Annotated in this window: 8 protein-coding genes and 1 pseudogene; all 9 read right to left on the bottom strand. The window is 57.9% G+C overall.

The genetic code is table 11. The features are described from left to right. Nucleotides 1-160: 160 nt before the first annotated feature. The 9 genes and pseudogenes from AC0L3C_RS35915 to AC0L3C_RS35955 all read right to left on the bottom strand — a co-directional run bounded on the left by AC0L3C_RS35915 (nucleotide 161) and on the right by AC0L3C_RS35955 (nucleotide 12,869). Nucleotides 161-1,359, bottom strand: a pseudogene (locus AC0L3C_RS35915) (acyl-CoA dehydrogenase family protein). 883 nt (nucleotides 1,360-2,242) lie between these two features. Further along, entirely contained in the window at nucleotides 2,243-3,154 is a 912-nt protein-coding gene (locus AC0L3C_RS35920) for an acyl-CoA thioesterase (protein WP_473410378.1), read from the bottom strand. A gap of 521 nt (nucleotides 3,155-3,675) precedes the next feature. Beyond that, nucleotides 3,676-4,554 carry an SDR family NAD(P)-dependent oxidoreductase gene (locus tag AC0L3C_RS35925; RefSeq protein ID WP_473410379.1) on the bottom strand — a complete coding sequence of 293 codons (879 nt, stop codon included), beginning with the start codon at nucleotides 4,552-4,554 and terminating at the stop codon, nucleotides 3,676-3,678. 154 nt (nucleotides 4,555-4,708) lie between these two features. Continuing rightward, nucleotides 4,709-5,512 carry an enoyl-CoA hydratase/isomerase family protein gene (locus AC0L3C_RS35930; RefSeq protein WP_473410385.1) on the bottom strand — a complete coding sequence of 268 codons (804 nt, stop codon included), beginning with the start codon at nucleotides 5,510-5,512 and terminating at the stop codon, nucleotides 4,709-4,711. A gap of 96 nt (nucleotides 5,513-5,608) precedes the next feature. Further along, the gene (locus AC0L3C_RS35935) at nucleotides 5,609-7,093 is read right to left on the bottom strand and encodes an AMP-binding protein (protein ID WP_473410380.1); all 1,485 of its coding nucleotides are present in this window, start codon (nucleotides 7,091-7,093) and stop codon (nucleotides 5,609-5,611) included. 722 nt (nucleotides 7,094-7,815) lie between these two features. Next, nucleotides 7,816-8,892 (bottom strand): ABC transporter substrate-binding protein, encoded by a 1,077-nt coding sequence (locus AC0L3C_RS35940; protein ID WP_473410381.1) that lies wholly within the window; start codon nucleotides 8,890-8,892, stop codon nucleotides 7,816-7,818. Nucleotides 8,893-9,655: 763 nt separating this feature from the next. Beyond that, nucleotides 9,656-10,486, bottom strand: a complete 831-nt coding sequence (locus AC0L3C_RS35945) for an ABC transporter permease (protein ID WP_473410382.1) — start codon at nucleotides 10,484-10,486, stop codon at nucleotides 9,656-9,658. Nucleotides 10,487-10,491: 5 nt separating this feature from the next. Beyond that, nucleotides 10,492-11,742, bottom strand: a complete 1,251-nt coding sequence (locus AC0L3C_RS35950) for an ABC transporter permease (protein ID WP_473410383.1) — start codon at nucleotides 11,740-11,742, stop codon at nucleotides 10,492-10,494. Between the two features lie 62 nt (nucleotides 11,743-11,804). Continuing rightward, nucleotides 11,805-12,869 carry an ABC transporter substrate-binding protein gene (locus tag AC0L3C_RS35955; RefSeq protein ID WP_473410384.1) on the bottom strand — a complete coding sequence of 355 codons (1,065 nt, stop codon included), beginning with the start codon at nucleotides 12,867-12,869 and terminating at the stop codon, nucleotides 11,805-11,807. Nucleotides 12,870-12,973: the final 104 nt, after the last annotated feature.

Below are 12,973 nucleotides of genomic sequence, written 5' to 3' on the forward strand. Positions count from 1 at the left end.
TTGCGCTTCATGCTCTGGTCCTCGTCTTGGGCCAGAGCGAACTTCAAACTGGATTAAGCCCGTGGGGCAAGGTCAAGTCTCCTGAATCCGCCCGTGCCAGCCCCTTAAGCTCACTGCACAAAGGCTTACGCCGCCTCACCCACTCGACTAACGAAGGACGTCAAAGACGGAGGATCGCCTTTGCGATGATGTTCTTTTGGATTTCGTCCGAGCCGCCATAAATTGAGACCTTACGGGCATTGAAATAGCCAGGAGCAATAGCTGCGGCCCAAGCGGGACCAATCGACGTACTATCATGGCTCTGGATGCGGTCTTCCGACAGGTAGGGCTGCGCATAAGGGCCTACGACGTCCATCAGAAGCTGCGCTGTTTGCTGTTGGATCTCCGAAGCCTCAATTTTTCGGACAGTGCTTGCAGGGTCTAGGGTGGGGGTCTGCGGTTTGGCTGCGTTAGCGACCGCACGAAATTGGGTTATCTCTAGCGCCTTTAGGCGAATCTCCAGAGCCGTCACTTTTTCGCGGAAGGTGGCCTGATCGATAAGCCGCCCATCACCCGTACAGGTCAGCGCAGCAAGTTCCTTGACACGCCGGATGCGCTCCTTGGCTGAGCCAATGCTGGCGATGCCAAACCGCTCGTTGCCAAGGAGAAACTTGGCGTAGCCCCACCCTTTATTCTCTTCGCCAACAAGGTTTTCAGCTGGAACACGCACGTTGTCAAAAAGACTTCGTTCACTTCGTAGCTTCCGTCGATCAGCTGGATCGGGCGCACGGTAATGCCGGGGGACTTCATGTCGATCAGGAGGAAGGAGATGCCCAGCTGCTTTTTGACGTCGGGATTTGTCCTGACCAGGCAGAAAATCCAGTCGGCGAATTGCGCGAGTGTTGTCCATATTTTCTGCCCATTGACGATGTAATTGTCACGATCGCGAATGGCCCGCGTCTGAAGTGAGGCCAAGTCGGAGCCCGCGCCGGGCTCTGAAAAGCCCTGGCACCACCAATGATCGGCATTCGCAATGCGCGGCAGGTAATATTTTTTTTGCGCTTCATTGCCGAAGGTATAAATCACCGGACCTACCAAGGAAGTACCGAAGTCGGGCAGCCCTCGCACGGGATACATTTGGAGCTCTTCACCAAAGATATAAAGCTGGGCCGGGGTCCAGCCCGTTCCGCCATATTCCTTCGGCCAGTTAGGCACAGCCCAACCCTTCTTGTGCAAAATGCGCGTCCAAGCGACCATCTCGTCTCTCGAAAGAGCTCGGCCATTGATTATCTTCCGCGTCTCCTGCGGGACGCTATCTCGCAGAAATTGACGGACTTCGTCGCGGAATGCCCGCTCTTCCTTCGTGAACGCGATATCCATTCGTTTGTCCCCGGGAGAGAATTCTGCTTCCGGCTTCTTTCCGGGCACAGAACCATCGCAACAAAACTCTCAGCTGCCAGCTCCGCAGTTCGTGAGGGAGAAAAAACGTAAACTGGACTGACGCACGAAAGCTGCAAAGGATCGTTGCCGGCGGAGAAATTCTGCAAAAGTAGCGGTCCCATGATCTTGCGCCCACGAAATAGGTACTAACCTCGCGCGATCCCTCCCCTGATTATCCCATGGCCGTCAGAGGTGCTCCTGCTCGGGTAACAAACGAGTTGTTCTGGACTGTCAACCTATCTGCTCTGGCTGCAACTTTCCGCAAGGATGGAGGGCGCGCAAATGCGGTTGGGCACCCGCTGAAAACCCGTTGTTCGTGAGAGCGTAGCGTGTCTCTATTCGAGCAAAGGTGAATCTGTATGCGGCACTGTCGCTACACGGATCAGGTCACCGCCACTGCCAATCGGCATTGTGCCGACCGACATCGAGGAACTTGACCTGCGAGTCTGCACAAACGACAAAGATCGATAGGATGTCGACTAGCGCTGCTGATGGCGATGATTGGGCGGCTGACCCGGGGAATGCATCAAACAAAAAAGCGAAGTTCAAGCGCTCGACTGTACTCAGCCAGGCCTGCCCACGATAAGCAGGTCGTACCGTGATCTACGACTACAAGGGCGATCGCGGCGCGCATCGATCGCACCGATCTTCTTGCAGAGATTGGAGCAGCTGCGCTCGATCCCGATCAATTTGCGGATGAGTAGTCGCTCTACCTGTCTTGAAAGTTCCGACCTTTGGGAGGACAAGGTCTCTCCCTCATTGACAACATGCATTTCGAGCTACCAGCCGGCGGTTAGTCGAGTAAGTGTGTGCACGCGTGCGGCTAGCGGCGCTCGCGGATTGCAGCTTCCTGTGCGACGGTCGCCACCAGAGTGCCGTCACGCTTGAAGATCAAGCCACGTGCGAGACCCCGTCCGCCTTGCGCGCTAGGCGAATCTTTCGCATAAAGCAGCCAGTCGTCGGCCCGGAACGGACGATGGAACCACATCGCATGGTCAAGGCTTGCCCCTAGGATATCACTGCCATTGAGAACCGTGCGGCCATAACGCGCCATCACAGCATCGAGCAGCGACCAGTCCGAGGCATATGCCAGCGCGCACATGTGCAAAGCCGGATCCTCGGGCAGCTTCTCAGCGATCCTCATCCAGAAATGAATCCTGCTATGCTGGGCCTTGTTGCCGACATAATGCCCAATCTCAACCGGACGCAATTCTATCGGAGGAAGGGGCAAGTCTATTTGCCGATCGGGTTCATACCATCGACGGACTCCTTCCGGCAGTTCTGAAAACATTGACTTCTTAGACAAAGCGTCGACGGCGAGCTGCTCCGGCGGCGGCACGTCTGGCATCATGTCCTGGTGGTCGAAGGGGCTCTGCTCGCCGGCATGAAACGACACGTTGATAGAGAAGATCACTCTCCCGTTCTGCGAGGCAACGACGCGGCGGTTCGAATAGCTCTTGCCGTCGCGCAGAACTTCGACTTCATAGGTGATCGGCACTGTCGGGTCGCCGGATTGAATGAAATAAGCATGTAGGGAATGCGCCATCCGGGCGTCCACCGTTCGGGATGCCGCGATCATTGACTGTGCGATCAGCTGCCCGCCGAATATCGGTTGTAAGCTAGGGTTCGGGCTGGCGCCACGGAACACGTTCCGCCCGATCGTTTCAAGGTCGAGTATGGCGAGGCGCCCGGTCGGGCCATTACACATTGATAGGCTTTCGGCTTGTTGTCTCATTGGGAGGGTACGACATAGGCGCGAGCGAAAATCTCGCGATTCAGGTCGGCTCCTGTTGTTCTGCTGTGCGTTTCCGCAGAAGGCCCCAATAGAAGAGCGCCCCAAGATGGTTATAGTGATATTTTGGTTCCAATTCATGCAATGAATGGGCGCTGGCTGCTAAATCCTGCGTCTAAATAGCTCTCGTTACTGAATTTCATCCCTAGAGCGCCCTGAGCACAGGCGGGCCGATTGCTCTTTGGTGCAGACGAGCGCAAATTCCCTGCTGTCAGATCCTTCAATGTCAGAGCTCTCCTGAAGGTGCTTGCATTTGCAGAGTGGGGCTGAGCGGTTGTTTAAAGCATTCACAGGTTGTAAACCGAGCGAAACATTGAGGGCCCGGAAGCCCGAGACGTCACTTCATATCGGATCATCGACAGCTACGCTGTGCGAATGGGAGCGTCTTTTCCGCGCTACAGGAAGCCTGGAGCTAAGGGCAAGATCAGACAGCTCTCCTTGCCGCCTGCGCCAACGTCCAAGCTTCACACTGAAGGCGTGTTGAGGAGCCGCTTCATATCTGCCGGGAAAAAAACCGAAGATGCATGTGCTGCCAAGTCCTGCGCACTGTAGGCTCCTTTTGGATGGAAGCCCTCAGTCATCAGCATCTTAACCTCTGCGATCTCTTCCCCTGATATGGCGAGGACCTTTCCCGAATGCGCCGCACCCAGCTCTGAGGCCATGAATAGCACGCCAGGCGCGACGTTCTCGGGATGCAGAACGGAATCGAGTTCGCTTTTCCGGATACTTGGAATATCTGCCCACATACGAGTGATCGCGTTTGGTGCCACGCCCATTACACGGATGCCGTATTTGCGGCCTTCAATGGAGAGAACTCGTACCAAACCATAGATGCCAGCTTTGGCCGCTCCATAATTTGCCTGGCCGAAATTCCCGAACAGTCCCGACGTCGAGGACGTCATAATTATCACGCCGGGCCGGCGATTGTCCTTGAGCCACTTCCAAACCGGTAGCGTGCAGCAATAGGTTCCTTTCAAATGAACCTTGACGACGAGATCCCAATCCTCCTCTGAGATCTTGGCAAATGTCCGGTCGCGCAAGACGCCTGCATTGCAAACCAATATGTCAACTTGGCCAAAGGCCTCAATTGCCGTCTTTAGTATATTCTCGCCGCCGGCTGGCGTGGATACGTCGTCGGTATTCGCAACTGCGCGGCCGCCGGAAGCAATGATCTGTGACACCACTCTGCTAGCAGCGGCGCTAGTGCCCGAACCATCCGTGTCGGTCCCGAGGTCATTGACGACCACGGCTGCGCCTTCTTTAGCGAACAATCTGGCGTAGGCCTCGCCGAGCCCGCCACCAGCGCCAGTGATGATCGCCACCTTTCCGTCCAACAATCCCATCGCATCCTCCGATCAGTCGTGTTAGCGCCCGGGCGCGACCCAGGCGGGTTGGTCCAATTTGTCGACGTCGCATTGCGCCAAGCCAGACAGCACGCTTATTCTGCGGCTAAAATGGCGCTTTGGAAAATTGCGGGAAGCGCCAGTGTTCCCGCCGCTATTGTCCCTTGAACTGGGGCTCGCGCTTGTCGCGGAAGGCCGCGACACCCTCCTTGTGGTCCTCAGTCAGACAGGTGAGCGTCAGCTGGTCGAGGTCCATGTGGCTTGCGAGATCGTCAAGCGCGCCGGCGAGACGGTTGATCGTTTGCTTGGTCATGGCGACTGGGATCGACGGCTGGGCAGCAACCTTCTCGGCGAGTTCCATGGCAGCGTTGAAGGTCATCCCTGGCTCCGTGAGTTGCTCCACTAAGCCCCATTGATAGGCCTCTTCAGCGGAGATGCGCTGATCAGCAAGGATGACCGCCTGCTTGGTTCGGGCTGGGCCGATCAGCTGCAGCATTCGCGGGATGGTCTGCCAGCTCATGTTCATGCCAAGCGCAATCTCCGGGATACGGATATGGGCGTCGCGCGCCATGATCCGAAAGTCGAGGGCAACGGCGAGCGCGAGACCGCCTCCAATGCAAAATCCTTCGATCGCAGCGATTGTCACTTGATCCATCTCATACCAGGCGCGGGTTAGCGGCGGTCCTATCCTGAACTGACGGCGCAGCGCTGCTACGTCTGTCGAGGTGGGCGACCGAGCTCCACCGGCTTTCATATCTGCGCCAGCGCTGAAGGATTTCCCGCCGGTGAGGATTACGACTGAGGTTTTGGCGTCGTCCTCAAAGCATTGAGCCACTCTCGTCAGCTCGCGAGTTGCATCATCAGAAAGCGCGTTGATGCGATCGCCACGCTCGAACCGCACCACCGCGACGCGGCCTCCTGGTCCGAGGCCTCTCTCAATAGTCACGAAGTTCGCCAACGTCTCGGTTCCTTTGGCTGCTCTGTAGCTCTTTTTGCGCAGCGGGCGCATTTGTTCCCGCCGCAGCTTTCACCTCAAAGAGGGCTGCGCGCCGGTTTAAGGCCGGCTGACAGGCGACTTCGTTCGAGCGACGCGCTCGTCACGCAGTTTTGTGCGACGCACCTTGCCCGCTTCATCACGCAAGGGGTGGTCGACGAACTCGATGCTGCGCGGAAGCTTGTAGGTGACGAGCCGCGCGGCCAAGTGCGTCATTAGCGCGTCCGCTGTCAGGGCGCTTTGAGCCTGGACGATCGCGTGGACAGACGATCCCATGTCCTCGTGAGGCAGGCCCACGACCGCGCTCGAGCTAACTAGCGGGTGTTCGTCGATCGCGGCTTCGACCTCGGCTGGAAAAACGTTAGAGCCGCCGACCAGGATCATGTCAGTGCACCTATCGCCGAGGTAGAGGTAACCCTCGGCATCAAAGTGTCCGATGTCGCCGAGACTTTCCCAACCGCCGGGCAGGACGCGCGCCGTTGCGCCACGATAGGCGTACGTGGGCGGCCGGTCCTTTGCGCGGCGCATGTAGATCTCGCCCACCTCCCCTACCGGCAAAACTTGGCCGTTGGCATCAAAGGCCGCCATCTCGCCCGATTTTACGCGCCCGACAGACCCGCGGCGATTCAGCCATTCGCTTCCAGCGATGGTGGTGTAGGCTAGGTTCTCGCTGCCACCATAGAGCTCCATGATCACCTCAGGACCCATCCAGCGGATGAAGGCCTCCTTGAGCCACGGAGGGCAGGGCGCAGCCAAATGCCAGAGGGTCTTTAGAGACGAGATGTCATAGCGCGCTCGCACCTCCTCCGGCAGTCGCCAGATACGGCTCATCATGGTCGGCACCAGATAGATCCAAGTGACCTTTCGCCGCTCGATTTCGGCCAGCACCGCCTCAGCGTCGAAGCGCTGCGTCAGCACCAAATGCGCCTCCTGGACGAGCACCTCCTTGGAGTACTCGAATGGGCCGCCGTGATAAAGGGGCGCAGGAACCAGCGCAGTCTCTTTTGGCCCTAGGCGCCACAGGTTCGGCCTTTCGGGCTCCGCCCGAGTCTCCCCCCGCCAGCCAGTGAGGATCAGTTTAGGTCGGCCGGTCGAGCCGCCGGATGTCATGGCATTCGAAACGGGGGCCGCACGCGGCGCAACCGGACGAGCGTCGTCGGATAGCGCAAGCAGATCGGCAACCGCGACCCGTCGCTGGGAGGTCTCCATCTCTGCTGGTGCAATCAGAAGCGCAGGCGCGGCCAGATCAATTATGGCGCGCAGTTCGGCGTTCGGGAGTCGAAAGGAGATCGGTTGGGGTGTCGCGCCCAGCTTCCAAATACCCCAGCACGCCTCAATGAATTCGACGCCATTCGGAAGGGCAATTGTAACAAGATCGCCTAGCTTGACGCCCAAACCCTCCAGGGCGCGTGCGATCCGGTTCGCCCGAGACTCTAGCTCACCCCAAGTGAGGCTAGTCGCGCCGCAACTTACCGCCGGTTTGTTCGGCGCCGCCTGGGCCTGGCGGTACAACTTTTCGCCCAAGGGGATCATATCTTCAGCCATTTCTGTGCAGACCTCTTGCGTTCGATGGGCATTTCTCTTCCGGAGAGTTTGCTCGTGACCGGCCAGTTGCTACGCAAGTGCCGGCTGTTCGTATCATGAACATCTTTGTTACGCGTTGCCGATGTGGTGCTCGCATCGAGAATCGTCACTGGACTGAGCTGTCGCTCCGCATAGCCACATAAACCTCGTCGACTGCTCGTATCTGTCAGGCCGACCTGCTGCGGCACGGAAGCCGGCGACTGCTTTGTTGTTCGCCGCGGCGCTCAAGCCCGTCGAACGGCAGCCCTGGGCCAACGCGTCGTGCGGTGCGAGCGTTTTTGCAAACGTTACCTCGATTCTCGAGGACGTTTGGTCGCTAACGCGGCTTGCCCCTTCACCTAAATGGAGAGGTTGGAGAGTACGTACTGAATGCTTTCTGGCGTTCTCCACTTGATGTCTGAGAGCTCGAGAGGCGCCAGACCGATCGGCGGTGACGGAATCCATCAGCGCCCCATGCAACCGACGGTGTGGGAGCACGGTGGTATGTGGAGCGCATCCACGAGAACGGCTCCTCACTCGGCGCCAAGGAACGTTCATCTAGGGTACCGTTAGGCTGATGTGTGAAAACGGAGCGGGAAAAGCTGTTCAACTCAAGATTCGGCGACACGGAGAGGCCCAGGAAACAGAAGCGGATCCGCGCTCGCCTTGTCCACCAGAGTAGCGGGAGAGATCTGAAGCTCGCACTAGCCGCAGCCCTCCTTCGTAAGCCAAGCATCAAAACGTTGTCGAAGCTCGCCGCCCTTCTCTGTCCAAAAGCTTGAGTCGATAAGCAGAGTTCTGCCCAGGTGGCTGGGCGCATTCGGAAGGTGGGGCAGGACCACCTGATCGACAAGCCCCATCGAATCCTTGTTGCTCGGCCCCAAGGCGCTGTAGCTTGCCACGTCTGCCTGCGCTTGAGCCGACCCAGCGAAGCCGATGAACTTGTAGGCGTCGTCCAATCGCGGGCTGCCCTTCGGAATGACCCAAGCGTTGCCGTTTACTATCGCAGTGTCCCACATAACCTCAAAATGCCCGCCGGAGTTCCTGACTGCGTCATAAATACGGGCGTTCCAAGCTTGGCTCATAACGACCTGACCATCAGCAAGCAGTTGAGGCGGTTGGGCGCCGGCGGTCCACCAAACTACATCTTTCTTGATCGTATCGAGCTTCTTGAAAGCACGGTCGACCCCAGCGGGCGTATTGAGCACTTTGTAGACGTCCTTCACGGGTACGCCGTCGGCGATGAGAGCCCATTCGAGATTGACCCCGGGATGCTTGAACAACCCTCTTTTCCCGGGAAATTTGTTCAGATCAAAAAAATCGGCGATAGTCTTCGGGCCGTTCGATAGCCTGTCTCTCTCATAGGCAACGACCGTACCAGCGACGCCGGCCGGCACCCCACAGTAGGTGTAGTCGGCTCCGTCGAGCTTGGTACGGTTGAGGGCCAATTTGTTCCAGTTGATTGTCTCGATGAGACCTTCCGCGCATAATTGCCGGATCCCCGACTCACGGGCGAGGACCACGTCCCAGCTAACGGTCTTCGTCTCGACCATCGCGCGTATTTTGGCCAGGCCGTAATCGTACTCGGTATCAGCGACCCTGATCCCACTTGCCTTGGAGAACGGATCGAATATGAATTTACGCAAGACCTGCTGAAACGCCCCACCTCCAGCAGTGACTGTGAGCTGATCGCCGGCAACAGCTGGTTGCGTCAGCGCTAGCAAACTCAGCGTCAGGCCGATTGCGGTCACATGGCTCGTAATCATCAATGAAGTTCTCATCGCCCCTCCCTCTTGTCCTTTCTCGCAGGCTCCGCACGCGACGTCCCAACGCTCTCGCTATTGCGGCGCCGGGCGGCAAGGCTGCAAAGTTCTACATGATGAATGTTCTTCTTGCCTGAGCGGTTAAGTCGCAACGGTAGGTCCGCGTGAGGCGTCAGCGGTTGACCCCGTTGTTGCCCAGGACGTCTCTGCACTGCGTTACGACCCAGAGTTCTGCCGTCGAAAAGTGTATTGCCCCGCGGCGCCGATTTTCAGTGAAGTTTGCGACGGGGTCGCTGAAATCCTTTGCAAGTCGAGCAAATGCGAAGGTTTCACCAGCGCCGACGGAAGCAACAGTTCAAAAGGCAAAAAGCAGGTGACGGCTAAAGGGGTCGCCTCTTGCGGCGGCCGCCTAACGCGCGGGGATTGCCAAGCTTCCGGCATGCCCTTTCACAAATACGGCCCGCACTCGGCGTTGAATAGTCCTAGTGCGCCTTTCGCGGGATGGTGAGCACGGATTTCAGAGCATCATGAGCGAAGATTTCAGACGATCGTGAGCACCGATTTTCCGGGATCGTGAGCAGCTTCGCAGCCCCGCGCCCGCTTCGGCCGACATCCTCAAGCGGCTTAGGACAGTTCGTCGTTTAACGCGGAAAGCCAATGCCTAACCCGAGATTGCCGATACGCCGGATCAGAGAAGTCCTTCAAGCATGTTAACGGCTACCGGCACGGGCAATTGGCAGCACGGTCGCATCAGCAACGGCGTTGGCATGGTTACAATAAGTCAGGTGTTCCGGATACCGCGCAAGCGCTCGGAGCGCCGCCGCAGCAGTTCGATCGTGCCCAGCATGACGATCGAGAATAGGGTCAATACGGTCGCCGCCGCAGTGATCGTCGGACTGATCTCCTCGCGGATGCCGGAAAACATCACTTTCGGCAAGGTGCGCTGTTCGGCGCCAGCGACGAAAAGAGCGACGACCGTCTCATCGAACGAAGTGAGAAAAGCAAATAGCGAGCCGGAGATCATGCCCGGAAGTATGAGCGGCAGGGTTACCTTTAAGAAAGCGGTGATCGGCGGCGCGCCGAGCCCGGCGGCCGCGCGCGTCAGCGAGGGGTCGAAGCCCGTCAATGTCGCGGTGACGGTAATGACGACAAAGGGCGTGGCCAGCGTAGTGTGCGCCAGTATCAATCCGGTATAACTGTTGAGCAGCCCAACGTCAGCGTAGAAGAAGTACACGCCGACTGCTGTAATCACGACCGGCACGACCATGGGCGAGATCAGTACGGTCATGACCGCCGTTCGCCATGGGAAGTTCGGGCGGGTTAGCCCGAGGGCGGCTAGCGTGCCTAGCACCGTCGACAGCAGCGTGACAGATAAGGCGACGAAGATAGAGTTGTGCAGCGCGCCCTGCCACCTTGCTGTGAGGAAGAATTCCTCATACCACCGCAGCGACAGCCCCGGCATCGGATAGGTGAAGAACGGTACAGAATTGAAGGACAGCGGGATGATCACAATGATCGGGGCAATGAGAAATAGTAGCACGGCCCCACAGATCACGCGGTGCAGATAGTACCAGCCCCTCTCCACTGGAGAAGCATAAGCGGAAACGGTCATGGTTCTCACCCCATCTTGATTTGCTCAAGGCCGACCAGCTTGTTGAAGACATAGTAGAGGAGCAACGTCGCCGTAAGCAGAATGGCGCCGAGGGCCGACGCCATACCCCAGTTGAGTTCCTCGTTTGTGTAATGGGCGACATAATAGCTCACCATCTGGTCAGCTGGCCCTCCGACGAGCGCGGGGGTTATGTAGTACCCGAGGCAGAGAATGAACGTCAGCAGACAGCCGGCGGCGATACCGGGCATTGTCAGCGGGAAGTAAACTTTCCAAAAGGCGTAGAAGGGTCCTGCGCCTAGGGAGCGAGCTGCGCGAACATAGTTGGGCGAGATCGTCTTCATCACACTGTAAATCGGTAGCAACGTGAAGGGCAGCTGGATGTGGGTCATGGCTATGATCGTTCCGAGCCGGTTGAAGATGAGCTCGGCTGGCTGGGATATAAGATGCAGCGTCATCAACGTGTCGTTAACGAGACCGTGCTGCTGCAGGAGCACGACCCAGGCGGTGGTGCGCACCAACAAAGAGGTCCAGAATGGAAGCACGACCATGATCATTAATAGATTGCTAGACCTGGGCGGCAACGTTGCCAAAAGGTAGGCCACCGGAAAGCCGAGCAAAATGGTCGCGACAGTCACGCCGATGCTGATCCCAAGCGTTCGCAGAAAAACATCGCGAAAAATCGCGTTCTCGTGTGGCGACGCGACAATCAGACTGTCGGAGCTGTACTGCAAGTCCACGGAGCGCAAGAGATAGTAGGCCGTGTATTCCGAGGTCCCGCGTTTCAGAAGGCTCCATACTTCGTGGCGTCCCCAAAGCGGATTGATATCGATGAGCGCCGTCTTGTAGGGGCCGGCAGCAAGCTCGCGGACCTTGCGCGCCGTCGAGATGACCTGACTTCCAATGCCGGGCAGCTCGTAGTTCATTCGCTTGCCGAGTGCTGCGGCGGTCTTCTGGGCCCATGCCTCCTTCATATCGCCGGCAAGCGCGGCATAGACGGTCTCATCAGGCAAGCCCTTGCCGTTCCATCCCCTGAGCTCCGCCATTGTTCGCGGCATCAACCTAAGGAACGTATCGTCGTGGACAGCGTTGAAGATCATCCGGCCGATTGGCAGAACGAACGCGATCAGCATAAAGAGTAAGAGCGGTAAGACCAGAGTGAAGGCCTTTAGCTTGCGCCGACGCTCGACATGCTGCAGCTGAATCCTCAGCGGTACGCGCTCGGAGCTGCCCATGATCTGTGCGACCGTCATAGCCATCGATTCCTATTGGTTATCTGGTCTGGGACGAGGATCGAAGTCCCCGCGCTTGATTGGTCCTGCTACTTCGCGACCCAGGCGTTAAAGCGTTGGCGCAATTCGTCGCCCTTGTCTCCCCAGAAGACAGCATCGATGAGCAATGCGCTGGTCGTATGATGCGGCGCCGTCGGCAGGTTCGGCAGGTTCGTTGGATCGACAAAGGGGATGGCGTCGCTATTGGCGGGCCCATAGGGGATGTAGCGGCTAAAGCCGGCCTGCACTTGCGGTGAACCGACAAAGGCAATGAACTTGTAGGCTTCATCTAGCCGCGGGCCTCCCTTGGGAATTGTATAGACACTCTGGCCAATCTCCTGCGCGTCCCACATGATCTCGAAGTGCTTCCCAGAATTTTTGACAGCATCATAGATCCGGCCATTCCAACCTGAGGTCATGACCACTTGACCATCGGCCAGGAGCTGCGGCGGTTGGGCGCCCGTCTGCCACCAGACGACGTCCTTCTTGATGGTATCAAGCTTTTTGAACGCCCGATCTACGCCCTCAGGGGTGTTGAGCACTTTATAAACATCCTTGATGGGCAGCCCGTCGGCAATCAGCGCCCATTCTAGATTCCCGAACGGGCTCCTCAACAATCCCCTCTTGCCCGGGAACTTCTGCAGATCAAACAGGTCAGCGATGGTCTTCGGGCCGTCCGGCAGCTTGTCCTTGTCGTAGGTTACCACCGTGGCGTAGTTATCTACCGGCACGGCACAGTCATATTTGTCCGCGCCAGTGAATTTAGATTGATCCAAGCCCAGTCTTTTCCAGTCGATTCTCTCAAGAATGCCCTCAGCGCACATTTGGACGGCGCCCACACCATCGGCAACGACGACGTCCCAGCTTACACTCTTGGATTCGACCATCGCGCGGATCTTTGAGGTCTCGCCCGAGTATTCTTCTTCAGTAATCTTTACGCCAGTCTGTCTGACGTACGGCTCGAAATAGGCTCTGCGCTCAGCTGCTTGCCGCGCTCCTCCATAGGAGGTGACGGTTAGCTGATCGCCAGCGAACGCGAGCTTGGCCGTCCCAAGTGCGGCCACTGCCAGCGCGGTCACCGCCAAGGCGCCGGCGACGATGTAGGACTTCTTCATCTTCTATTCTCCGCTGTTAACCAACTCTACGGCGCGTTGAGCGCCCGGCAATCCTCGGTTTTCCACCCGATGGTGATCTCCGCACCAAGCTCGACTTGTGCCGA

Source organism: Bradyrhizobium sp. WSM4872, from assembly GCF_055811715.1.